General features: G+C 60.9%; 17 protein-coding genes, 1 tRNA gene and 1 riboswitch. Of the genes, 5 read left to right on the top strand and 13 right to left on the bottom strand.

The genetic code is table 11. From position 1 onward, the window contains the following. Positions 1–145: 145 nt before the first annotated feature. The 5 genes from BISU_RS05510 to mvk all read right to left on the bottom strand — a co-directional run bounded on the left by BISU_RS05510 (position 146) and on the right by mvk (position 8,560). Entirely contained in the window at positions 146–1,144 is a 999-nt protein-coding gene (locus BISU_RS05510; protein WP_024463030.1) for a LacI family DNA-binding transcriptional regulator, read from the bottom strand. A 512-nt stretch (positions 1,145–1,656) separates the two neighbouring features. Next, positions 1,657–2,280, bottom strand: a complete 624-nt coding sequence (locus BISU_RS05505) for a DNA-3-methyladenine glycosylase (protein ID WP_024463029.1) — start codon at positions 2,278–2,280, stop codon at positions 1,657–1,659. 740 nt (positions 2,281–3,020) lie between these two features. Next, positions 3,021–5,723, bottom strand: a complete 2,703-nt coding sequence (gene fni / locus BISU_RS12030) for a type 2 isopentenyl-diphosphate Delta-isomerase (protein WP_024463028.1) — start codon at positions 5,721–5,723, stop codon at positions 3,021–3,023. Positions 5,724–5,948: 225 nt separating this feature from the next. Beyond that, a complete protein-coding gene (gene mvaD, locus BISU_RS05495; protein ID WP_034532444.1) occupies positions 5,949–7,133 on the bottom strand; it encodes a diphosphomevalonate decarboxylase in 1,185 nt (394 codons plus the stop codon). Between the two features lie 191 nt (positions 7,134–7,324). Next, complete coding sequence (gene mvk, locus BISU_RS05490; RefSeq protein WP_024463027.1) at positions 7,325–8,560, bottom strand: mevalonate kinase; 1,236 nt, start codon at positions 8,558–8,560, stop codon at positions 7,325–7,327. Positions 8,561–8,884: 324 nt separating this feature from the next. On the opposite strand from mvk, the gene BISU_RS05485 reads away from it, so the two are divergent. After that, the gene (locus tag BISU_RS05485) at positions 8,885–11,578 is read left to right on the top strand and encodes an LTA synthase family protein (protein WP_024463026.1); all 2,694 of its coding nucleotides are present in this window, start codon (positions 8,885–8,887) and stop codon (positions 11,576–11,578) included. 33 nt (positions 11,579–11,611) lie between these two features. Here BISU_RS05485 and BISU_RS05480 read toward each other — a convergent pair whose 3' ends face one another. From BISU_RS05480 to BISU_RS05470, 3 genes are all read right to left on the bottom strand, one after another. Next, positions 11,612–12,301 carry a YoaK family protein gene (locus BISU_RS05480; protein ID WP_024463025.1) on the bottom strand — a complete coding sequence of 230 codons (690 nt, stop codon included), beginning with the start codon at positions 12,299–12,301 and terminating at the stop codon, positions 11,612–11,614. A 218-nt stretch (positions 12,302–12,519) separates the two neighbouring features. Further along, positions 12,520–13,206, bottom strand: a complete 687-nt coding sequence (locus tag BISU_RS05475) for a DUF3800 domain-containing protein (protein ID WP_024463024.1) — start codon at positions 13,204–13,206, stop codon at positions 12,520–12,522. A gap of 284 nt (positions 13,207–13,490) precedes the next feature. Further along, positions 13,491–13,564: transfer RNA gene (locus tag BISU_RS05470), tRNA-Gly, on the bottom strand. A 357-nt stretch (positions 13,565–13,921) separates the two neighbouring features. Here BISU_RS05470 and BISU_RS11605 point away from each other — a divergent pair. From BISU_RS11605 to BISU_RS11600, 4 genes are read left to right on the top strand one after another with little or no spacing between them, the layout of a single operon-like run. After that, positions 13,922–15,193, top strand: coding sequence for an ABC transporter ATP-binding protein (locus BISU_RS11605; protein WP_162142796.1), 1,272 nt, complete (start codon positions 13,922–13,924; stop codon positions 15,191–15,193). Then, entirely contained in the window at positions 15,190–16,191 is a 1,002-nt protein-coding gene (locus tag BISU_RS05460; RefSeq protein ID WP_024463022.1) for an ABC transporter permease, read from the top strand. Before BISU_RS11605 ends, BISU_RS05460 begins: the two co-directional genes overlap by 4 nt. Next, positions 16,154–16,609, top strand: a complete 456-nt coding sequence (locus BISU_RS05455; RefSeq protein ID WP_024463021.1) for a LytTR family DNA-binding domain-containing protein — start codon at positions 16,154–16,156, stop codon at positions 16,607–16,609. Before BISU_RS05460 ends, BISU_RS05455 begins: the two co-directional genes overlap by 38 nt. A 2-nt stretch (positions 16,610–16,611) precedes the next feature. Beyond that, positions 16,612–17,592 (top strand): DUF3021 domain-containing protein, encoded by a 981-nt coding sequence (locus BISU_RS11600; protein WP_051245982.1) that lies wholly within the window; start codon positions 16,612–16,614, stop codon positions 17,590–17,592. Between the two features lie 186 nt (positions 17,593–17,778). On the opposite strand, the gene htpX is transcribed toward BISU_RS11600, so the two are convergent. The 5 genes from htpX to BISU_RS05425 all read right to left on the bottom strand — a co-directional run bounded on the left by htpX (position 17,779) and on the right by BISU_RS05425 (position 24,267). After that, complete coding sequence (htpX, locus tag BISU_RS05445; protein WP_024463019.1) at positions 17,779–18,729, bottom strand: zinc metalloprotease HtpX; 951 nt, start codon at positions 18,727–18,729, stop codon at positions 17,779–17,781. 369 nt (positions 18,730–19,098) lie between these two features. After that, on the bottom strand, positions 19,099–20,385 hold the full coding sequence (gene eno, locus BISU_RS05440; protein WP_024463018.1) for a phosphopyruvate hydratase: 1,287 nt from the start codon (positions 20,383–20,385) through the stop codon (positions 19,099–19,101). A gap of 289 nt (positions 20,386–20,674) precedes the next feature. Continuing rightward, the gene (locus tag BISU_RS05435) at positions 20,675–21,184 is read right to left on the bottom strand and encodes an inorganic diphosphatase (protein ID WP_024463017.1); all 510 of its coding nucleotides are present in this window, start codon (positions 21,182–21,184) and stop codon (positions 20,675–20,677) included. 57 nt (positions 21,185–21,241) lie between these two features. Next, positions 21,242–21,315, bottom strand: a riboswitch (Fluoride riboswitch). Between the two features lie 320 nt (positions 21,316–21,635). Further along, positions 21,636–23,102: an FAD-dependent oxidoreductase gene (locus tag BISU_RS05430; RefSeq protein ID WP_024463016.1), complete on the bottom strand. Its 1,467-nt coding sequence runs from the start codon at positions 23,100–23,102 to the stop codon at positions 21,636–21,638. Positions 23,103–23,745: 643 nt separating this feature from the next. Next, complete coding sequence (locus tag BISU_RS05425) at positions 23,746–24,267, bottom strand: DUF2269 family protein (RefSeq protein WP_024463015.1); 522 nt, start codon at positions 24,265–24,267, stop codon at positions 23,746–23,748. Positions 24,268–24,274 lie beyond the last annotated feature (7 nt).

Genomic DNA, 24,274 nt, shown 5'->3' with positions numbered 1-24,274 from the left:
GCATAGCATGCGGTTTATAGGTACAGGCTTATGGGCTTACGGACGCTCGGCGCATAGGCTGCGCCGTGGCTTCATAGGCTGCACAGGTTGCATGGACTGCATAGGCGCGTTGGCTCAGCTCGGCTCGGCCCTAGCGGGTTTGGCGCTATGCTTTGCCCACCGAGGCGCGCGGCGCATACACCGTGTCGACGCGCTGCGACGCGGCCTGCGTTTCGCCGGCGAGCATATCGAGGAACAGCTGCGCCCCTCGCTGCCCGATCTCCTGCACTTGCTGCGAGATCACCGAAATCTGCGGGCTGGTGAGTCGGAACAATTCCAAATCGTCAAAAGAGACGATCGAGATGTCCCGGCCGATCCGCACCGCCGAATCGGCGAGCAGCGACACGGCACTCACCGCATCCGGCGAGTATCCGAAGATCAACGCGTCCACACCGGAGCCGTGCATCCGCCTGAGGACGGATTCGCAGGAGGCTCGCTCGAAGCTCGTCGATTCGACGAAAACGTTCTCTTCGCCGAAAATGCCTGCGGCAATCACGCGGAATACGGATTCGCGTTCCTGCAGCGACGGCGAGTCGAGCACTGGTCCGGAGACATATCCGACCCTGGCGAAGCCTCGGCGCTGAATGTCATGCAATGCCGCCGCAAGCCCCGGCTCGGGATTCGAATCGACGACCGGCACGCCGCCCAGCCCTTTGGCCTGACGGTCTACGAACACCACCGGCAGCTTCGTGCCCAGTAGCAGTCGCAGGGCATCGGACTGCTCGCCCTGCGGCACGATGATGGCGCCATCGATGCGCTGCGACAGGATGCTGGTGATGAACGCATCCTGCCGCGTGGCGCTTTCCGACGATGTACCTATGAATGTGCAATAGCCTGCATTGAATAAGGTGTCTTGAATCGCATACGCCAAGTCGGCGAAGTAGCCGTTGCGAATGTCCGGGACCAGCAGGCCGACCGTCCGCGTGCTCAGCGAGCGCATCGCTTTGGCGCGTGAGTCGGGTATGTAATGCAGCTCCTCGACCGCGCGCTCCACGGCGGCTTTGGTCTGGGGCGAAATCCTGCCGGTCTCGTTCAGCGCGCGGGAAACCGTCGAAACGGAGATTCCTGCGCGTCGCGCGACATCGCGAATCGTGACGTATGCCATCATACCTCCTTTCCTAAGAACCTAACATCACCGGAGCCCACCGCGATCGGCGCTCACCAGCGTAAGCCGGCATGAATCGTTATCTATGTACTTATTCGAGGCGGAGACCGGTAGCGCACCTGGCCTCGTTGCCCGGAGTGGGGACCTGTCGCCTGTGCGACCTCATGCGATCCCGTGTTGTTAGTGAAGCATCGCCATTGCCTGCGCTGTGCAACGACGTTGTTTCATATGCAGTAACGTTTCCGCACAAAAGATTCTTCGTCAAGTCTTTCCTTGCGGTAACGTTGCCGCAATTGTATTTCAGACGCCATCGCGCATCAACCCGACCGCTGTGCGTGTCGCGCCCGCGCACCCCTCGCCGGCCGCTTTCGCGCACAGGCGGCAGGCGCTGCCACTCGGTGCCATGACCGTTTATAAACTCCCTCCTCGCAGTCGCAATCACAGCAACAACCATGACGGTGATAATAGACATGGCGTTGCACGCAAAGCGGTTTTGCTGCTCTCTTGCCGTCCTAGCGCCGCGATAAATACGGGTTCCCAGCGATGACGAAGCGGCGCTGACGCTCAGTCGCCTTGGATATGCCGATGCGCGGGGTGACTTCGATGCGTTCGCCGGAACGCAGCTCGGCCTGTTCCAAACTGGGCGGAGGCAGGCGCAAATCATGGCCATACAGGGACTTATCGATGTCGAGGGCCTTGCACAGCTTCGCCGGGCCGTTGACGCAGTCGACACCCTTGCGTCCGCGCCGCTGTTCGATGATCTCCACGCCTGCAACGGGTTCGACCGCGCGAATCAGCGCCCCCGCTCCGAAGCCCTCGGTCGCGGCCGTGACATTGAGACAGTAGTGCATGCCATACGTGAAGTAGATGTAGGCATGGCCCGCTGGGCCGAACATCGCTCGGTTGCGTTCGCTTTTGCCATGAAACGTATGGCTGGCCGGGTCGAGCTGGTCGTAGGCCTCGGTTTCCACGATGCGCACGACGATGCGTTCGGCGGCATGCCCGGCAACGCGACCAGTAGCATGCTCATCGGCGCATCCGACGGCGCACCCATCGTCAAGGAGCCGCACGATATGGCAGCCAAGCAATGCACGAGCGACGGTATCAGCGTCTTGGGCAAGAAATTGCGGAAACATGCCTGCCATTCAAGTACTTCGCGTGGATAACCGCTAGCGTGCGTTCGCCATCTGAATCAGACGGCGTTTGCCTATACCCCCGTTTCTAAACGTCACATTTCCCGCATCATTACGAGGTCGATGCGGGGGTTGCGCCGTTTCAATGACTGGCCAAGGGTGAACCCCGTTGTTCCCTCGGGCTCTTGGCGGGCTCTCGGCGGGCTCTCGGCGTCGGCTACGCACAGCGCTGTCCGCTTAACGCCTCCGCCGGTTACTTCGAAGCGTGATCTGGTGCCACGATACGTTACAACTCCCGCACAAGTTTGACCCTTGTGCGGGAGTTGTAACATTTCAGGCCCGGGGGTGCGGGCGGAAAGTTGGCTATGCCTTTCGGCCGCACCCCTTACGATGAGCGTCCGTTTTGTAGCGCTACTAATGGTCTGTCGCTACACAACGGTCTGTAAGGCTTCGTTAGCGGCAGAATTGTAGCGTCAGGACATAGCTATCGCTACAAAACGGACGCTAAGCCCTCTCTACCAGAGTGCGGGGCATGCCATCAGTCCCACCAACCAGCAGCACTCGGGAAACGCCACAAAATCCGCAGCACCTTCAAGTTAGTGCGGGTTCTGCAACGTCGACTGCGGGAATGGAGCCATACAAAGGCACACAAAGGCAAAGGGCTGAGGCGCAGAAGCCAGCAACCAGCAATTATCAGCCATCAGTAACCTAGCTGACCTGCGCGTCGGCGGATTCCCTCAGACTCACGCCGTACGATGCGCCAGCGCCGCGGCATCGACGCCCAACAGCGTCGCCTGCTCAAGGGTCGTGCCGCCCAGCAGCAGGTCGGCATGCTGCAGATCGGCGACAGTCGAAGCGCCCAGCAGGGCCATCAGCGAGCGCAGCTGCTCGGCCCAGGAATTGATCTCATCGACCAGTCCGGCTTCGCCGCGGTCCTCGAGCACGCGCAGGAAATGACCGGACACGCCCACGGCTTTCGCCCCCAAGGCGAGCGATATGACCACATCGAGCGGATTGCGCACGCCGCCGGACGCCAGAATGTCGACGTCACTGGGCGCACTGAGGCAATCAAGCAGGCACAGCACCGTGGATTGACCCCATCCATCGAGATACCCGTACTCACGGGCCGTGCGCCGACTGTTCTCGATGGCCGCGAAATCGGTGCCGCCACGCCCGCTGACGTCGACGGTTCGCACGCCGAGTGCGGCGAGCTGCTCGACGCTGCGTCGGCTCATGCCGAAGCCCACCTCCTTGACGACCACGGGCACGGGCGAGGCCGCGATGATCTCGCAGATGCGCTGCGGCCAGTCGGAGAAGTCACGGTTGCCTTCCGGCATGACGATTTCCTGAGCGAGGTTGACGTGGATCTGCAAGGCATTCGCGTTGAGCATCGCGACCGCTTGTGCCGCTTGCCGAGGGGTGACGGTTGGTCCGACATTTGCGAAGACGAAGCCCTGCGATTGCTCACGAATGGCAGTGAACGTCGCAGCGAGCGCCGGGTCACGCAACGCCGCGTGCTGCGAGCCAGAGGCGATGGCGATGCCGGTGGCCTGTGCGGCACGTGCAAGGGCTGCGTTGATGCTGCCCGTGCGCTGCGAACCGCCGGTCATCGCATTGATATAGAACGGCAGCTCCCAGCGCGAGCCGCACACCGTCGTCGTCGTGTCGACTTGCGAAACCGATACCCCGCACAGGGCATGGTGCATAAAGCGCACATCATCGAAGGCATTGCTCGCCTCCTGCTCATGCTGCTGCAAGGCCAGTCGCACATGGTCGTCCTTGCGGCTCGAACGCTTGGTCTGCCATTGCGGCGCCTCGGCAAGCGGCGCACAGACCGCCAGCTCGAGCGGTTCGATGCCCGCCAAGCGCCAGTCTTGGAAGATCGCGGAAACCGTAGATTCGACGGATTCCGCATTCGACTCGTCAGCAGGGTCAGTGAAGACTGAAGTCTGAGCCGTTCTGGACTCCTTGGGTCGCATGAGTTCCGCTCGCTTCAAAGACTCTCCGCACACCCCATCAACGGCATGGTCGGTGTCAGTGCCGGTCGTCGCATCAGTGCCGCGAACGCCGATGATTGCGATGCCGCAGTCCCCGCCGCCCGCGCCCGAGCTTTTCGCAGCCGCGCCGTGGGCGATAGCCGTCTCGACCAGCGCGGCGAGCCGAGGGGTTTCAATCAACGTGCCAGTCAGCGATGACAAACCGCGCAGCAGCTCCCGCGCCTGAGCAATATGCTCACGGACGGCGGCTATATCGCCTTGCGCCAAGGCCTCGCACAACGCGTCAACGCAGCGGTCGCTGTGCTCCAAGAACTCGCGGTAGCGCCGCTCGCGCTCGTCAGTACTGTGATGCTGCACATTGGTGACCAGATCGGCGGTGGAGGCCGGTTTGCCGGTCCACCCGACCAAGAGTCGGAGCGCGGCAGACTGGGCGGATGAAGCGAACGCAGTTGCAGCCATAGCCGAGCCAATGCCATGCTGCGTACCTGTGAGTTTGGAATCGGCATCGAATCGATCACCGTTCAAAACTTCTGATGAGACATCGGTCGAAGCAGCGCGGCGATGTGCGGCGCGAAATTCGGCATCTTCTCCGTTCGCATCGCTCGATGTCGCCTCGAACGCGGCACTACGGGATGCATCGAGCAGCCCGCGCGTATCGTCACCGTCAAGCCGTCTTTCCGCGTCGCCACCAAACACCCGCAGCCGCGTCACGCTCAAATCCGGCCATGGCATGCGAACAAGTTCGGGCAGCACTGTGTCATCCAAACGCTGCCCGACCCAGTCTCGATCGGGCGAGCAGAAGCGGATGCACCCGCCGAACAGGCTCGCGGCCAAATCGCCTCCCGAGCCGACGTTGCCCGCACGGCAGGCGATGGCGAATGCCAGTTTGTATTGCTCTAGCGGCTCAAGCGCAGACTCAAGACCGTAGAAACGCAGCAAAGCCCTCATCGCCGCCACGGTGACCGCCGCGGAGGAGCCGAGGCCGTATTTGCGCCCCGAAACGTCATCCAAATCGCTGGTCACATCGATATCGAAAACGCGCAGCCCAATGCCAGCAGCGCGAGCAAGCTCCTCAACGCACTGAATCGCAGCGACAAGGTGCGCCGCCCCCGGACGCTCCTCGTCCGGCACGCACTGCCCGTGGGCATCCCTATGCCAAGTCGTCGCGGCTTCGTCATGACCCTGCGAGTGGATGCTTCCGGTGGCACGCGAGTCATGCGGCAACGATGCCGCAGCGGCCGACTCGCCCTGCACATTCCTCAGTGCGTCCCCACTCGGCACGCCCTCGCCCGGATTCTCATACCCCGTAACCCGCACGGTAAGCATGCGATTCACCGCGACCAGAATGGCCGGATGCCCATGCTCGACGACCGCGTACTCGCCGGCGATGTACAGCTTCCCCGGCGCCTGCGCTTCAGCGATCATGCGATGTTGTTCCCGCTCAGCCATCCCTGCCCCATTCGTGTCCGGCACCTGTCTCGTACCGTTCCATGCTAGGGGCACACATGCCCTGAGCAACAGCATCCGCACGAACTTTCATGATGTCTGCAAAGCGGGTGCCGCACTGCGCAGTACCAACACCAGAACAATCGAATACGTGACCACATGCCCAATCAGACCACCGAGACGGTGCGATGCGTCCGGCCGCAGACGCACCGCACCGCTCGTCTCCGCTCACTCAACCACGCGCACGCCGGAACCGATGTGGTGAACCTCAATCGTCTGGCCGGGGAGGCGGTCGCGCAGTTCGCTGGCGACTCGTTCGGCATCGGCGGCAGCCGTCAGCACTTTGACGTTCGCGCCGGCGTCCATCGTGGACCATGCGCCATAGCCATGCCTGCGCAGATCGCGCACCGCGGACAGGGCGGTTACAGTCTGTGGAAGCCAGTAGATCACGGCCGGGCGCGCCGCCATCATCGAAGCGTGCATGCCCAGCGCATTCGCCTCGACCACCTCGCCGAGCGCATCCAAGTCGCTTGCCGCCACCGCCGCAAGCGCACGGGTCATATCGTCGGCGCTGGAACGCACCCAGGCCGGGTACAGCGGCGAAGTGCGCATCGTCAGGCGCATGGCCTCCCTGCTCGACATCGGCTTCTCCTTCGCGGAGATCAGGATGACGATAATCGCCAGATCCATAGGGCATTCGACCGGCTGCGCGTATGACGTGGCGTCGTCATGACCGGCATTCCACTTGACCAAGCCGCCGTAGATCGACCGGCAGGCCGACCCCGAGCCGCGTCGAGCGAGTCGCGAGAGCTCGCGGCCCGACAAGTCAAGTCCGGCAGCGCACGAGCCGGCGGCCGCGAGCGCAGCGAAAGCCGAGGCCGAGCTGGCCAGGCCAGCGCCGAAGGGCACGGTGTTGCGCGATGCCACACGGGCAGGAGCGCTTATCCCTGCGCGCTCACGAATCAGGTCGAGGAATCGCGAGACGCGGGCCAACGCGGTGCCATGCTGCAAGACCCCGTCGATGGTCAGCGTGTCGGGAATGGTATTCGAATCCGCAGTTGGATCACCGACTGAGCCATCAGGAGCGGCGAGGTCAAACCGCGCGGTCGGATCGGCCTTCCCGCCCCGCCCAGTCCGCTCATCGGCAGCGCTTTCGGCTGGCGTTTCGTCATCGCCAAGCAATGACACACTATCGCTCTCGGCCCGCGCCGCATCGCCATCACCCAAAAACTCCACCGTGGTCTGCGTGCTCAGCCCGTCAAGCGTCAGCGACAGGCTGGCTGTGGTCGGGACGACAAGCGCCTCGTCGGCTTTGCCCCAATACTTGATCAGCGCGATATTCGCGTGCGCACAAGCCGTCGCCCTGCCAAGAACGGCGCTTGCGCCGCTTTGAGCCGCCACATCGTTGTCCATCGTCGCTCCCTTCGCACGAATCACATCTTCAGCGCTGCACCCTGCCGCTTCTCGCCCTCTCATCGTTCCCCTCTCGCGCAGTGGTCATCCTTGTCTTCTCAATATATTCCCGCTGTTCGATGCCCGGTTGCGCTGAGACGAATGCGCACACGCCAGCAGGCAATCATTCCAACCGTTCTCCGCCGTCTCAGTCAGCCCCTGATTGAAGCGTCAAGCTCCCGACCGGCGCTCTCCGCATCAGCACGAGCACTGGCACCGGCGTTGGCACCGGAATCGGCGCCACGCATGCCGCGAACCTTGGCCCTGGCCTTATCGCCACGGCTGCCTCTCGTCGCAGCGGCGTCATCGTCACGAAAATCCGCAGCCTCGAATTCGCCGGGGCCGCCCGCATGCTGCGCGACCTCGATATCAAGCCGATTGAGCGGATGCACCCACACGGCTGGGGCCCCGGCCTCAAGCAGCGCACGGCGTATATGACGCGCCGAACGGTCGTCGGGGGCCAAGGCGATGATGCACCCGCCGAGGCCTCCCCCGGTCATTTTGGCGCCCAGCGCCCCATTCGACCGGGCTGTGCGCACCAGGGCGTTGACCACCGGATGACTTACGCGCAGCGCGTCCAGCAGATTGTGGGCGTCATTCATGCAACGCCCCAGCGAATCCAGTCCGCCCTGCTCAAGATCGTCGGCGGATTGCCGCGCCAAATCACCCAGATTCTCAAGAATCGCATGGACTGTGCGCCGGTCACGCTCGTACCGTCCCTGCACGGCCCCGACAGCTTGCCTTGTGCTTCCGGCGATTCCCGAATCCGCAATCACCAGATACGCCGGCAAACGCACATCCACCCGCTGCATATCGCCGCGCGCGAACAGCACCGGATGCTCGCCGGACGTGGTGACGGTGTCCAGCCCGGAGGGATTGCCGTGAGTGACTATTTCAGCCTCGTTGGTCAGTGCCACCAGCTGGTCGGCGCACGCTTCGACGCCGCAGGCATCAAGCACTGCGCGGATGACGGCCCCTGAAGCCGCAGCCGAGGATCCCAATCCCCGTCCAGCCGGGAAGTCGGAACGGGTGACGATATCGAATCCACGCCCTGCACAGCCGGCAAACTCGCTGGCGACCTGCACCGCCCGAATCAACCCGCCGAATTGAGCGGGCGCCTGCGCAAGCGGTCCGTAATAGCCCAAGGCGCGCAAAGTACCCTGCCCGCCACGATGGCTCCTGCGATTGCCCGCGGATGATCCGCCAGCTGCGCTATCGTCCGCAGGCGCGGCCCATGCATGCATTTTCAGCGTCTGAATAGGCATCGCCACTGCAGGATACCCGTAGACCACGGAGTGCTCGCCCATCAGGATGGCCTTGGCCCAAGTCTCGCCGAAGCCCCGGCGCGGTTCGCCGCTGCGACCGCCCTGCGTCTGCGTTGCTGTCAAAGATGTTGTTGCCAAAACCGACCTACTCTCCCGGTGTCTCCTATAGGGATTCTAACGGAGCGTATTTGTCGCAGTTGTGCAGGGCCGTAGAGATAGTGCGGAGATTACGGCTTGCAATCCGCTTGCCGTTCCGCCTCCCACCTCATGCAGCGCGTGTCGCCTTTGTACGGCATCGCAGCAAAAAGCACTATCCTGAAGCGGGAGTATCCGCGCGAAACCTGTCGGCAGTAGTGTCTTTGGCAGGGCCGTCATAGCGTGCCCCTAAACTATTAGCATCTTTTGAAGAGCGAATTGCGAGACGGCAGGATGGCAGAACAGCACTCGATGAATACCCCCGAAAACAACACTCCCGAACGCGACGAATCGAATTCCGGCATTCGGCCCAATGCCGGAGGCACGCCGAACAAGCCTCAGCCGTCGCCCGATGAAGCCGTGCACGCATTCGAGGAAACCCTGCTGTCGCTTGAAAAAACCCTGCAATGGCGGGACGCCCGACCATCACATAGCGGGTCGTCGGAATCGTCGACCAGGCAAGCGAACGAGGCGCACGACGACGAGGCACGCATAGGCGATAATGACGAGATTGCCGAGAACGGCGAAAATGCTGGCAACAGCGATGAGGATGATGCCGCTGCCGCCACTTCCCTGCCCGCCGCTGCCGCCCCCATGGTATTCCCATCATTCAGCGAGCCGACATTTAGCGACTCATCTTTCAGCGAATCGACATTTAGCGACTCATCCTTCAGCGGCACTGCGCAGGAAACCCCCGTTGCATCCGAACCTCCAACCGCAGCGGCGGACATTCCCGCACCATCCCACGGCCCCGAGGCTGCGGCTTCCGCTCGATCGCGGCTCGCCGTCCTCGCGGATACGCTGCGCGGCAAAACCACGCAAGCCTTCGCGCCGCTGCGCACCCGGCTCGACCCGGCGATCACGGCGCTTGCTCCTGCAGCCCGCTGGATACGCAGCGTATGGCGCAAACGCATGAAATTCTCATATGTGCTCTACGCGGTGGTGTTCATCATCGTCACCTGCTGCTCCGTGCTGTTCCTGCAGTGGAGCGTGTACAGCGAGCCGGACTACCCCGACGGCGCACAGGTCGATGAGGCGACGAAGGCGGCGCAAAGCGTGGCCGGGCAGGTGACCAACTTCGTCAGCCAGTCATGGCTTATGGGCAAGCATCTGTTCCTGCTCAATTGCCTTGCGCTGGGGATGATTTATCTCATCGCCATCGTCGTGATCAACCGCTTCTGGGTGGCGACGGCCCTCTTCGGCAGCGTCATGTCGGCGTATGCGATTGCGAACAGCTTCAAGGTCAAGCTGCGCAGCGAGCCGGTCATCCCCTCCGATCTCAATTTCGTCTCGGGCGGCAACACCGGCGACATCCTGTCGTTCATTCCGCAAGAAGATATGGCCTTTGTGCATGCCTGCGTACGTGCGCTTGTCTGGTTCGTGGCGATCTGCGTCATCGTGCAGTTTGTCGACCGCCGCAGCAGCTTCATCCCTACGTACTGGCGTCATCCGATCGCGAGCGCCAGGCATATCGCGGGCAACGTCACCAGGCTGGTCGCCATAATCGCCAGCGTTTCCATTATGCTGTCATTCACTTGGAATCTGGGCATGTTAGACGGCTGGTCGAAGAACTGGGCGGCCTCACTTGGCGACGCGCCGCAGCTGTGGAACGGCATGGGCGACGCCGCCAACAACGGTCCGGCCATCACTTTCCTGCGGCTGTCGCACACCAAGGTGATGGACAAACCCGAGGGCTACAGCAGGGCGGCGATGCAAAATATCGCCAAGCGATACGCGGACCAGGCTGACGGCATCAATGCGCAGCGTCAGGCCAAGCTCACCGACAGCACGGTGATCATGATCCTGTCCGAATCCTTCTCCGACCCGACCCGCGTGCCCGGCGTCGCCTTCAGCCAGGATCCGATGCCGCAGATCCGCGATCTCAAAACGCGCACCACCTCCGGTTTCATGTTCTCCACCGGATACGGCGGCGGCACCGCCAACATCGAGTACCAGGCGCTCACGGGCCTGAGTCTGGCGAATTACAGTCCGCAGCTGCAGATCGCCTACCAGCAGCTGGTGCCCAAGCAGAAATGGACTCCTGCCTTCAACCAGTCGTGGAACGAGCAGAACGGGCAGAACAGCTCGCAGGCGCTGCACACCTTCATGCAGGGCATGTATTTCCACAATATCAATTACAAGAAGTTCGGCTTCTCCAAGTTCTGGACGATGGACAGCGACAAATATAAAATCACCGACTGCTCGCCAATCGATTCGGCTTGGTACGCCTCCGACGAATGCACGTATCGCAACGTGCTGAGCCATCTCGACGCCGCCGGCGGACCGGGGCAGTTCATGCAGGTCGTCACGATGCAGAATCACATGCCATACAACGACTGGTATCAGGACAACCAGTTCAAGGACGCCGACGCCTCCAGCGATCTGACCGACGGCGAGCGCGCACAGGTCGAAACGTATGCGAAAGGCATGAATTACACCGATCAGTCGACCATGGACTTCCTAGGTGCGCTGAACCAGATCAACTGTCCGATCACGGTGATTTTCTACGGCGATCATCTGCCAGGCATCTACCCGACGGCCTACTCCAACCCGGATAACGTCATCGGTCTGCATGAGACCGACTACTTCATCTGGTCGAACGACGCGTCGCCTTCCGCAGGCGCCAAGCTGCCGGACGACACTGCGCAGTACACCTCGTCGAACTATTTCATCGCCCAGGCTGCGGCGCATATGAACGCCAAAGTCTCGCCGTACATCGCGTTCCTGACGCGCATGCACGAGCAGATTCCCGCAATGTCCGTTCCCTCTGCGGCAGGCGGCGACAATCAGACTCCCGTCTATCTGGATGCCGCAGGCCAGCGCATCGAAGACAAGCAGCTGTCCAAGGACGCCCGCGCTGCGCTGCACGACTACCAGCTGATCCAATACGACATCAGCACCGGCAAGAACTACCTCAAGGACACCGATTTCATGGCGCTGCGGTGAGACAGGCAGGGCGTGCGTTTGCGGGGATTTTGATTATGAAACCCTCCTGCGCTGCCGCTTCACGCACAGCACCAGCATCGCCGTCGCGATCAGCACCATGGGCACCGCGATCGACAGCGGTCCGGCGACATATCGGGCGAGCGTGACGAGCATGACCCCGCAGGCGAAGCATGCGAGCACCACGATGGGGTTGCATGCTCGCCGCAGACTGGCACGGTCGTGATAGTGCACGCCGTCATAAATCCCTTCGGTCAGCGCGCGCAGCGTGCCCGTCATCATCAGCGGCGTGAACGGCCGGCCCTTCAGCCGCCGGAACTCCTGCAGCTCGGCGGCGGCAGCGGCGGAAAGCACAGCCGTGGATATGAAGTCGGGCACCAGCTGATCGGTGAGGGCCACGACCAGCAGCAATGCAAACTCGTAGACGAGAATGAGCTGAGGAACGGATACGCGGATCGGCTTGCGCCCGAAGTGCTTTTGCATGCCGTGCGCGATGACCGTGCCGAGCATGAATGCGACGAGCGAAATGAGGTAGCGCGTACCCCCGGCGATATCGCCATGTCCGAGATTGATGCCCAACAGGATGACGTTGCCGGTCTGCAGCCCGGAGAAGACCGCGCCATGAAACAGGTAGGAGTAGGCATCGATGCCGCCAGCGATCATGGTGAGCAGCCCGGCGAAAGCGAGGCTCTCGTGCACGGGGATGTCGGGTTGTGGCTCAGTCACGCTCTACCCTCCTCACGGTGTTACGGTGGGCAACGATATCATGCGCGATTCACGAGGCATGTTTCGCGCTAGCGGCTCTTTCGCGCGAAGGGCGGCATTCACGACGTTTTCGATACGAGTGAGCCGCGGCGCCGCAGCGATACTCTGCAAATCTAATCGAAATATGTAGAGCATCCCCCCCCCGAATAGTAGATAAAGGCTGCTTTTCCATTGTGTCGCTATGGAAGCGTCATATAACTGATGGAATCGCTCATATCATCCCGGCCATGCACTGCCGCATAGTAAAGACGATTAGCAGTGATGTCGGCCGCGCGGATCAAGGCATCCTGGCATGAATCTCGCAGACAGAATTCGACCGATTTCATCGCTGGGAACAGCGGGGGCCAGAACGTGTTCCACTGTTGATTGAATGTCCCACGCTTGAATTCGTTCTCGAGCCCCTCCTGCATCTCGTAGCGGCCGTTGGTTGCAGTGGTGTGTTCATCCATGAACACGTAAATCGATTCGACACCATCTTTTTGGATGCACCCGTCGTCAATCAGCTCAATAAGGGCGGCTTTGAGCCCGCGTTTGAAGACGTAATCGAGGTAGCGCTGCTTGCTTTTCCTGTCATCGAAAATCTCGTCTAGTACCCGAGTCTGCTTAACAATGACGCCGAAACGTCGATAGGGATTCATGGCGCGGAACATCGACGCCTTCTGTTTGTTGCTCAGATAAATAGCCTTCAACTCCTGATGCCCAGACCCCGCACCAGCCCTTCGCTGAACCCGTTCGGCGGAGATGTAACGCCTGCGAGCAGTGTCCTTTTCGTCTTTGCCGAGCAATATGAGACCGCCGAACACGAACACCTGATTATGGGCCTTGTCGAAGACGCCGCTTTCGTCGGCATAGACGAAAATATTCACACGACTCCTCTCTGAGCGCAAATGGGCCGCCGATTAGGGCGGCCCATTTCTCAGGGACCGACGCCATTGCATGACGCTTAAACGTTAATTCGGCACCCCTGATATACAGCGCATCTCTGCCTGTATAACAAAGATAACATGAACCGTCGGATTATCGTGTTCCATGCTGCAATGGGCACTTAATGATAGAGGAAATAGCAGCATTCGCGCCTTTTTGGTGCCTTTTCTAAGCAACTTCATAGCCCGAAATAGACTGTTATCGTTGGTATTCCAACGCCTTCATATGGAGCGGATGACGGGAGTCGAACCCGCCTCTGAAGCTTGGGAAGCTTCCATTCTACCGATGAACTACATCCGCATGCGCATGCGCACAAGCGACCAGTGTAACACATGCCCTGTCGTCCTTCCGCGGCGTCGCGCTTCATACACAAGTCGGCCGATAGCATTTTGTAGCCGCGGAATTCCGCCACTCGAAATCGCTATCGGCCGACTTGTGCATCTTAACCCGGGTGTGTCGCGCCCGTTGCGTTGCAACGCTCACCGTCGCCCAGCCGCAACTCACCGTGCCTATGGCACCGCTTAGCACTCTCAGCTTTCGGCGGCGGCCGACGCATCGCACAATGAAACCGTCAAAGAAAACGTCACACGGATACGCGATACGCAAATGTTCGCGCAACTACGCAACAATATGAGGGAGGAAGCGATGAGCACGGTGATGAGGGCACGAAATCTGTCCAAATGGTACGGAAGGCACGAGGCCGTCCGCGATGTTTCGCTGGATATCGAGCCGGGCGCGCTGACAGCGGTAATTGGGCCAAATGGGGCCGGCAAGTCCACGACGATCAGCATGCTGACCGGGCTGGCCAAGCCCGATGGCGGTGTGATCGAATATGGCGCTCAGCCTCAGCCTCAGCCTCAGCCGCATGCCCAAGCGCCGCGCCTGGGCGTCGTGTTCCAAGGCAGCGTGCTCGACCCGACGCTGACCGTGCGCGAAAACCTTTCGATACGCGCACGGCTGTACCCGGGAACGCCGCGCGGCCGGGTGGACGAAGTCATTGCGCTGGTCGGTGCCGAATCCTTCGCGGGCCAGCAGTATGGCTCGCTTTCGGGCGGGCAACGTCGCAGCATCGACATCGCCCGTGCGCTTATCAATCGGCCCGAACTGCTGATCCTCGATGAGCCTACGACCGGCTTGGATATTGCGACGCGGCGCACGCTCTGGGCGATGCTCGATGGGCTGCGCAAACGCGAGAACCTCTCGATTCTGCTCACCACGCACTATCTTGAGGAGGCCAATTACGCGCAGCAGGTCTACCTCATCGATCACGGCGTCATTCACGCGCAGGGTTCGGCGCAGGAACTGATTGCGCGTTACACGCAGTACACGTTGAATATCGCTTTCAGGCCGGAGTTTCGGCAGGAAATCGAACGAATTGCGCATGACTATATAGCGTCTCATGCGCAACGATTCGGTGGTTCCGACAAAGTGTCTGCGGCCGCGACCTCGACTGCAGCGAGACAGCCGAACACAGCAGCAGGCAATACCATGCCAGCAACGGCAGCAGCAACCGCCGCAGTGCGCACGACATCATCACAACCTGCGGAGCGACCCAGCACAGCGCACACTATCCCGAGTCCGATTCATAGTGATGCGTTAACAGGAGCGGCCACAACAGCCGCATCATTTGCAGGCACAACACCATCCGCAGTACAGCCCGATGCAGTGAGCAACGCCCAGACCAGCAACACCGCAACTGCCACAATCGACGGCAATCACCTGCATCTAAGCGTGTCCAGCGCCGACGAATGCATCGGCCTGCTGACTGCGATGCGACCATATCTTCTCGATTTCCGCTGTCTGCGCGGCACGATGAACGACGTGTTCCTCACGCTCACCGGCCACAACGAAAACGGCACCGTCGAAACCGACCAAACCACCACTCCAAATCCCACGCCCGCCACCACTTCCAAGGAGTCCCGCTCATGATCGCCCTCACCAAACGCAACCTGCTGCTCTTCACCCGCAATCGCACGAATATGCTGTTCTCGCTGCTCGGCGCGCTTATCGCCTTCGTGCTGTATGTCGTCTTCCTCAAGCAGACTTTGGAAGGCAACTGGACCGATGCCATGAACGCCGGCAACGCAGCCGCCAGCGCGGCAGCCGCACACGGCTCAGCCGCAGCCAGCACAGCAACTCCCATCACCGTCAGCGACCTGCTCGACCCGTGGCTGATAGGCGGCATCCTGTCAATCACCGCCATCACCACGCCCCTGACCGGCATGAGCCAGATGGTCTATGACCGCGAAAACGGCCTGACCGACGACTTCCGCCTCGCCTGCCGCTCGCCGTGGCGGATACAGGCGTCCTATCTTGCCAGCTCCGCGATCATCGGCCTCGTCATGCAGCTCATCGTGCTGGCCGTCACCGGAGCGTATTTCACCGTGGTCGACCACGTGACGCTTCCCTGGCGCAACCCGGCCACCGACGCGAAGCTGCTCGGCTTGATAGCGCTTGCCGCGATTTTCGGCGCGGCGCTGGCCTTCGCCCTCACCGTCTCGATCTCGACGCAGCGCGCGAATTCGAGCCTGGGCACCGTCATCGGCACGGCGGCCGGCTTCTTGAGCGGCGTCTACGTACCGCTCGGCGCAGTGCCCGCCGGCGCACAGCATGTTATGAAGCTCTGGCCGGGCGCGTACTCCGCCTCGCTCTTCCGCCGGCTGCTGCTGGGCGACACCATATCGGACGCATTTAGCGCGGTTCCGGCATCCGTCGCGCAGAACTTCCGCAAGGATATGGGCATCGGATACGAAATCGGCGGCTCGCTCACCACGCCTGCCCAGGACCTCGCGCTGCTCGCCTGCATCACCGTGATTATCGTATTGGCCGTCCTGCTCGTACGATTGGGGGCAAGGCAATTGTCCACAACGAATCAGAGGCGGGGGCGCGGTGAGCATTATCTTCAGGGCGAATCCGGAGCTCGCTGACGGCGAGGTGAACGTCATCGTCGAGGCGGCCAGCCCCACGCCCGCGGTTTCCGCGCTCATGCGCTCCGTGGAGGCTATAGGGCAGACCGCCTCGGCCACGATTCCCATTGAAACCGCGAACCGCTTGGAAATCGTGCGCAAATCAGCAATCGTCACCATCGCGGTTCACGGCGAGGATCTGCTGGTGCGCACCACATCGCAGACGCTGACCACCCGAAATCGGCTCGTCAAACTCATGGCGAAGCTCCCCGTGCGGGATTTCGTGCAGATATCGCGTCAAGCCGTCATCAATCTGCGTCACTTGGAATCGCTGGAGGCGAGCTATTCGGGCAATATGACCGCGCGGCTGTCCGGCGATATCCGCGAGACCGTAAGCCGCAGGTACGTGCCCGCGCTGCGCGAGGCTTTGGAGGCATGAGCATGGATGCGAATATTGACGCGAATACGAATACGGCCGCGGCAGCAAATACGAATGGCGATGAGGCCGGAATTGGCAGAATGGGCGGTCAAGACGACATGGTCAGCACGCAAAACACGAGCAACGAGGCCGATGCGCACGATACCGACGGCTCGAACGGCTGCGCAAGCGGCGGCGCAGGCAATGGAGGCATCGCTGCCAAAAGCAGCGGCATGATTCGCGCGAATAGCGGTGGTAAGGAGATTGCTAGAAATGATCGGAGCCATACTTCCCCAGCGAATAACAGCGGCAAAGGCGCAATCGTGAACACCGACAATGAGGCTTTCGGCGTCATTGATAATGGCATCGGCAAAGGCACGACGGCTGGCTCCCCCAGCTTCGAGGGCAGTGATTCAACTGATATCAACGACGCTTCCATGCCGCTGGGCGAAGACGAAATACCGTCGCCAAGCGAAGAGGCATCTCAAGCCCACGAGCAACTTCTGTCGCAGCTCTCCGGGCTGACTCCGGCCGCAGCGAAGCCGCACATGTCATTACCATCGCACAAGCAATCGCGCGTGGCATCGGTGCTGCGTGAACTCATCATCAACGCCATGCTCGGCGTCGGCGTCGGCTCCTTCGTTTTTTTGTTCGCTGAGATTCTCGATCAGCCACCAATTCCCATCACGCCGCTCAGCGTGATCTCATTGTTCGTCATGTCCGCGCTGATCGGCGAGCTGACGCTGCTGTTCAAACTGCAAATCCCGTATTGGGCGATTCTGCTCATCCACTGCCCGCTCACCTTCGGCCTCGTGGTCTGCTGGCTGCTTACGAATCGCTGGTACGTCATGCTTTCGCCGCAGCGTTTCCCCGGGTTCGCCGCATCCTTCGTCGGCATCTATATCCTGATCTGGCTGGGCGTCGTGCTGCACGGCTGGCTGCTCACCGAACGCATGAACGCCACGCTACGCACCCGCCGCGAGCGCGATGATTTGGATGAGTAGCCGATGATCGATGCGCACTATGGCAAGCCGGACTTGCGTAGTGCGCACAAAACGCACATTTCATGTTATGTCGCTATAGAAGCTCATCGGCGAAATTTCAACGTTTCTGTGCCAAAAAGCTACCATGCACAGTGTGCGTTTCGCTCGCACTACGCCAACGGGAATCGCCGTAGTGCAAACCATACCTCAGTACCCCACCTGCGGACCGCCCGCGCCACCGGCCTCGACGCCATTTTCGCGCATCTCCTGCGCCATCTGCATCAGGCGCGAAATGCGCTCGTCGGTCGGCGGGTGTGTGGAGAAGAGGCGGCTGAAACCCTGCGAGGAGAAGGGGTTCGCAATCATCATGGCGGAAACGCTTTGCGTGCCGGCTGTCTGCGGCATGGGTTCGGCCTGGGCTCCGGCGGAAATCTTGTTCAGCGCGGATGCGAGAGCTTCGGGGTCGCCGGTCAGCCGGCTGCCGTCCTCGTCGGCGTCGAATTCGCGGGTGCGAGAGATGGCCATCTGAATCAGCGAAGCGCCGATCGGAGCCAGAATCATGCTGACGAGCATGCCGATCGCGCCGAGGCCGCCACCGCCTGAGCCATTGCGATTGTCCCGGCTGTTCCCGCCGCCGAAGTACATGAGCGAATATCCTAGATATGTAATGACCGTCGCCATCGCCGACGCGACGGCGGATGTGAGAATGTCATGATTGTAGACGTGCATGAGCTCGTGGCCGAGCACGCCACGCAGCTCGCGCTCATTGAGCATCTGCAGGATGCCCTGCGTGCAGCACACCGCCGCGTGCCGCTCGTTGCGACCGGTGGCGAAAGCGTTCGGGCTCATGGTCGGGGCAATGGTGATGCGCGGCATCGGCTTGCCGGCCTTGGCCGACAGCTCGCGAACCACGCGGTAGAGCACCGGCGCCTCCTGCTCGGAGACCTCGCGCGCGTGCATCGAGGCGATGGCCAGCTTGTCGGAGAACCAGTACGAACCGAAGGTCGTCGCCAGGCCAATAACGATATAGATGCCGAGCGTGCCTTGGCTGCCGCCGGTAAGCCACCAAATCAGCATGATGACGGCCCACATCAGCGCGAACAGCAGCGTGGTTTTCAGCCCGTTGAAATGCCCATGTACCTTCAAGTTGCCAGTCATATTGAGCAGAATAAAGAGTCCCTCTGGACTTTTGCTGAATGTTCGCTGCAGGCAAGTACGTCGCATTCTGTACGCTAACTCGAACCTGACGTGCACAAAGTCACGAAACCGACTTGGGAAACGTAGCTTTTTGCACGTTAGGGTCGGGTTACCGTACAAAAGGCAACGGCTATCGTCACATTCCCCGCATGATAACGGGCCCTATGCGGGCGTTGTGGCGTCTGCTGTCTCAGTGGGGGCGCGTATGCGTATGAAAAACGGCAGGCGCCTGAACCGAGGGACGGGCAGCAGCCCCAAGGTCCAAACGCCTGCCGCGAATACCAGCGAGCGACCGATGCCATCGACCGCATCGACCCCATCAGCCCAGCCTCACGCAGCTATGCGCGGGAAGGCCTTCGCGCCCGCGTATTGCGCGTCGTCGCCCAGCCGCTCCTCGATGCGCAGGAGCTGGTTGTACTTGGCGATGCGTTCGCCGCGCGCCGGGGCACCCGACTTGAGCTGCATGGCGTTCATGCCGACGGTCAGATCGGCGATCGTCGCGTCCGGCGTCTCGCCCGAACGGTGCGACACCATAGTGGTGAAACCGTTGCGGTAGGCCAGATTCATCGCGTCAAGCGTCTCGCTCACGGTGCCGATCTGGTTGAGCTTGACCAGCAGCGAGTTCGCGGTCTTCTCTTCGATGGCGCGCTGCAGCCGCTTCGGATTGGTCACGAAGATGTCGTCGCCGACGATCTGCATCTTGTCGCCGATCTTCGCGGTCAGCGCGGCGAAGTCGCCCCAAGCGTTCTCCTCGAAGGGATCCTCCATCGAGATGAGCGGGTACTTGGCGAGCAGGCTCTCATAGTAGTCAGCCATCTCCGCGCCGGTGCGCTCATCGCCGTCGAAGCGATAAACGCCCTTCTCCTTGTCATAGAACTCGCTCGCCGCCGCGTCGAAGCACAGCGCGATCTGCTCGCCCGGGCGATAGCCGGCCTTGTCGATGGCCTCGACCAACAGATCCATCGCCTCGGCGTTGGACTTGAGATTCGGCGCGAAACCGCCCTCGTCGCCCAGTCCGGTGCCTAGGCCGCGATCCTTGAGAATCGACTTGAGCGTGTGGTAGGTCTCCACATTCGCGCACAGCGCCTCGTGATACGTGTCGAAGCCGATGGGCGCGAGCATGAACTCCTGAATGTCGACGTTCGAATCCGCGTGCGCGCCGCCGTTGAGCACGTTCATGCAGGTGACGGGCAGCGTGAAGCCGTTCGTGCCGCCCAGATAGCGGTACAGCGGCAGCCCGGCCGACTGCGCCGAAGCATGGAGAGCCGCAAGCGAGACGCCCAGAATCGCGTTCTCTCCCAGCTTGCTCTTGTTGTCCGTGCCGTCCAGCTCGATAAGCGCACGGTCGAGGCCGCGCTGATCGGCGGCATCCAGCCCGCGCACCGCTTCCGCGATAATCGTATTGACATTATCGACGACGGACAGCACGCCCTTGCCGTCATAACGCTGCTTGTCGCCGTCGCGCAGCTCCCAGGCCTCGGCCTCGCCGGTGGACGCACCCGAAGGCACGGAGCCAAGTCCGATCTGCCCGTCGGCCGTGGTCAGCTCGACTTCGAGCGTCGGATTGCCGCGCGAATCGAGGATCTCGCGTGCGTGAATATTGGTGATGTTGCTCATGATTGCTCCTTAGCAATATGTGGATAATCGGGTATTGATTTTTTTTAATTGCCTACGTGATCGGCGGAGGCCGTCGTGTGCGGTTTTTATCGTCGTGTGCGGTTTTCAGAGACTCACAAATGGCGGAATATCAACGATTCCGCACATCGTAAAACGTCACACGACGGTCGCACATCGGTTGTACGCCGGTCGCACGCCGTGATTCTGAACCATCGTGGATGTCTGGGCGCGACTGCTGTGCCTTCGACCACGATTCCTCAAGCAGGCGATGCCTCAGATGGGCGTTGTTTCAGGCGGTCGCAGCCACGGATTCAGCTGCTGTAGCGCGGTTGAAGGACGCCGCGACCTCGTCAAGCGCGCTGGCCAGCGGTTCCCAATGAATGTCGCCATCGACATGCTTGTTCGGTTCGAGCACCTTGTACTGCGCGAAGAAATGGACGATTTCGGCCTTGGTGAAGTCGCCGATATCGTCGATGTCTTGAATCGCGTCATAGCGCACATCCGCAGGCACGCACAGGATTTTCGCGTCCGGGCCATGCTCGTCGGTCATCACCATCATGCCCACGGGCCGGCATTCCACGGCGCAGCCGGGAAACACCGATTCGGGCAGCGGCACGAGGGCGTCAAGCGGGTCGCCATCCTGACCGAGCGTACCATCGATGAAACCGTAATCCGCCGGATATCCCATCGACGTGAACAGCGTCCGGTCAAGATGCAGCCTGCCGGTTTCGTGATCCACCTCGTATTTATTGCGACAACCGCGCGGAATTTCAATGGTGACGGTGAAAGTATCAGCCATTGCTCACTCTCTCCTTGGGAATCATTCCAGGGAGAAGAGGACATGACATGACTCTGCATCCCTGCAGAAGTCATCAGCCCGAAGGCGGTTCGGGCCGTGTGCCCAGGGTGAACCTCATACCCGCTGTTCATGATATCACCTTTTGGAGCGCGCGGGGGATGCGGAGAGTGACGCAGCAAGGATTTAATCCGAGCGCCCAAAACAGATTCAGAGCCCAGCTCAGAGTTCAGAGTTCAGAGTCGTAGCACACTGTATTTTCCCGTGAAATTACGAAATCAGGACCTTAGATCATGGGTCTCAAATCATCCCGAAAACAAAAAATCCCGGGAAATTTGCGAAATCAGGGGTCAACACAACCCGATTTCGTAAAAATCCCGGGAAAATGCGCAGAATCACACTGCGCTGCATACGGCTCCGCTAGACGCAGTACGCCGCAACTTCACAGACCTACTCACTCGCCGTGCGCCAGGCGACGCAGCTCCTCGGGTTCCACGACCTTCTTGTGCTCGCGCCCTTCCTTGGCGCCTTCGGAGCGTTCGAAGGCGTCGATGCGCTTCCATCCGGCGAAATCAATCGGCGTGACGCCGCGCGAGGCAAGCAGCTGGTCGATGGACGCCGGGTCGCGGTCTGGCGCAATGCGGCCGGCAGCGCCTTCCTTCGAGAAATCGTCAAGCATATTGGTCACGATGAGCAGCGCATCGGACTTGGTCGAGCCGATGAGGCCGATCGGGCCGCGCTTCGCCCAGCCGGTCGCGTACAAACGCGGCAGCACCTCCGCCGATTCCGCCTCGCCGGAAGCAGCAGCAAGAATCCGGCCGCCATCGTTCGCCAGCACCGTGCGAGCCTCGTCGTAGGCGACGTCCGGCACGCTGGCCGGCTTGTAGCCAATCGCATGATAGACGGACTGCACGGGGATGTCTTCGAACTCGCCAGTGCGATGCATCGTGCCATCAGCTCCGGTTTCAGTGCGCTCGACGCGAATGGCCGCGACCTTGCCATCAGCGCCGATGATCTCTACAGGATCGGCGTTGAAATGGAGGTAGTACTTGCGGTTGGCCGGATTCCCTTCGAAATCAACGCCGCCGTCATCCTCCATATCCTCGGCCATCTCGCGAATCGCGAACAGCTCTTCGACCATCTGGCGGGTCAGCTTGTTCGCGCTCGCCCGTTCGACGGTTTCATCATCCAAGTCGAAATCGTCCTCGTTGATGACGAGCTGCACACCGGGCAGCTTCTCCATCTCGCGCAGCTCCTGCACCGAGAACTTCGCCTGCGCCACACCGCGTCGGATGAACAGGTGCAACTCCTTGACCTTGTTGGCTTTGATGCCCTCGTACACGTTGTCGGGGATGTCGGTGCGAGCCTTGAGATCCTCGGCGTTGCGCATGAGCTCGCGGGCCACGTCCATCGCCACATTGCCGCCGCCGATGACCGCAATCTGCTCGGCGTCGAGCGGCCACTCGCGTGCGCCCGTGGGGTAGCCGTCGTACCATTCGACGAAGCGCGCGGCGCCAAACACGCCCTGCAAGTCGGCCCCCGGAATCAGCAGCGGCTTGTCCGCGACGGCACCCGTTGCGAACAGCACCGCGTCATAACGAGCCAGCAGATCATCAAGGGTGATGTCCCTGCCGAATTCCACATCGCAATACAGATGAATGTCCGGGTTGTCGAGCGTCTTCTCAAGCGCATCGGCGATGAATTTGATGCTCGGGTGGTCGGGGGCCACCCCGTAGCGCACGAGGCCGAAGGGCACCGGCAGCTTCTCGAACAGATCGATGCGCGCCTTGGTCCCCAGCCCAAGTTCCTCGCCGGTTTTCCTCAGCTGGCGCAGGAAGATATCGGAGGAGTAGACGCCGGCGGGGCCAGCGCCGACGACGGCGATGCGCAATTCGTTATTCTCGTTCACATTCTCAGTCACGCGCTCTAGGTTATCGCAAACCCTGCGCCGGCGACAGGGGCTCTTTGTCGTCAGCGCTGTCAACAGCTACTTTCGCACGCATCACCCACCGTTCCTCCGTACGTGGGTGCGCAGCCTCTCCATACATTGCGTCTCGTGCGCCTCATTGAGGCAAGATTCTTTCGTTTGCGTATTTATTAAGCACTTCATGGGCGATTTCGCTGCTTGAAGCTTCCTCCTGACCGTCAAGCGCATCGAAAGAACGTTGATATTCCGCCATTCCTCTATATGATGTATTCCGGTCATACTTTGCGAAGTGCTTAATAGACGAAAAAACTGCTTAATAAACGCTTTGAGAAGCAAAAGTGCGAAAATTCTCGCGATTTGGAGTGCCTTGGAGCCTCATCGCATGGTTATGACGTCGCTTCGAACATTCTGCGCAAATTACCGTATATTCCTTGGTTAATTCGAGTGGCTAATTCAAGTCATCGCCATCTTTTAAGCAGTTTTTTCGTCTATTAAGCACCTGCCAAAGTAGACACCTCATTGAGCCCGCAGCGTTTTGGCGGAATACCGCCGTTTTCAAGTTCGCTGTCTTAGGCATCGGGACACAAAAACCTGTAAAATTCCCACAATGTGCTTAATAAATCCCAATAGGAAGCCGCTACCGAATCACCATGAGGACGGCTACTGCGACGAACAGCAGCGAGACAATACCTGAGCCGGCTGAGATGACGGCGTATTGGCGGTGGGCCACAGCCGAATCGGAGCCTGCGTTGGCTGCGATAGCCGAGCCGTCCAAGTCGCCTGGGAGCGAGGCGTCCGAACTGAACATTGCGGCAGCAGAAGTTTTGCGCCCTTCAATCGCCTTGGCAGCAGCATTCATCTGCGGCACGACAACGGCGAGCGTGAGCACGAGGGCAATCAGCGTCAGCACAACCGACCACACGAGCCAAGCCGTGCCGAGCTTATCGCGGTATGCCGGATTCATCACGTAGAAACCGACCACGCCGAACGCGCTGACCAGCGCGGTCAGCCAGCCGAGCACCATCACTGTGCGCGATAGGCCGCGCACCTGCGCCGAACTGCCCTCGCGGATGGCGCGCAACCCGGTCATGGGCAGCACGGCCAGCGGGCCGATGATGAACACGGAACCGATGACATGCAGAGCAATAATCCAACTCATGCCTGCC

The organism is Bifidobacterium subtile (genome assembly GCF_000741775.1).
Taxonomy (GTDB): Bacteria; Actinomycetota; Actinomycetes; order Actinomycetales; family Bifidobacteriaceae; genus Bifidobacterium; species Bifidobacterium subtile.
The sequence above is the reverse complement of the archived record's forward strand: the minus strand, read 5'-3'. Positions and strand labels throughout refer to the sequence as shown.

Bases quoted from the DNA above. Each gene is read 5' to 3' on its own strand.
- BISU_RS05510 (WP_024463030.1), bottom strand. From the start codon at position 1,144: ATGGCATACGTCACGATTCGCGATGTCGCGCGACGCGCAGGAATCTCC.
- BISU_RS05505 (WP_024463029.1), bottom strand. From the start codon at position 2,280: ATGTTTCCGCAATTTCTTGCCCAAGACGCTGATACCGTCGCTCGTGCA.
- fni (WP_024463028.1), bottom strand. From the start codon at position 5,723: ATGGCTGAGCGGGAACAACATCGCATGATCGCTGAAGCGCAGGCGCCG.
- mvaD (WP_034532444.1), bottom strand. From the start codon at position 7,133: ATGGACAACGATGTGGCGGCTCAAAGCGGCGCAAGCGCCGTTCTTGGC.
- BISU_RS05485 (WP_024463026.1), top strand. From the start codon at position 8,885: ATGAATACCCCCGAAAACAACACTCCCGAACGCGACGAATCGAATTCC.
- BISU_RS11605 (WP_162142796.1), top strand. From the start codon at position 13,922: ATGAGGGCACGAAATCTGTCCAAATGGTACGGAAGGCACGAGGCCGTC.
- BISU_RS05460 (WP_024463022.1), top strand. From the start codon at position 15,190: ATGATCGCCCTCACCAAACGCAACCTGCTGCTCTTCACCCGCAATCGC.
- BISU_RS11600 (WP_051245982.1), top strand. From the start codon at position 16,612: ATGGATGCGAATATTGACGCGAATACGAATACGGCCGCGGCAGCAAAT.
- htpX (WP_024463019.1), bottom strand. From the start codon at position 18,729: ATGACTGGCAACTTGAAGGTACATGGGCATTTCAACGGGCTGAAAACC.
- eno (WP_024463018.1), bottom strand. From the start codon at position 20,385: ATGAGCAACATCACCAATATTCACGCACGCGAGATCCTCGATTCGCGC.
- BISU_RS05435 (WP_024463017.1), bottom strand. From the start codon at position 21,184: ATGGCTGATACTTTCACCGTCACCATTGAAATTCCGCGCGGTTGTCGC.
- BISU_RS05425 (WP_024463015.1), bottom strand. From the start codon at position 24,267: ATGAGTTGGATTATTGCTCTGCATGTCATCGGTTCCGTGTTCATCATC.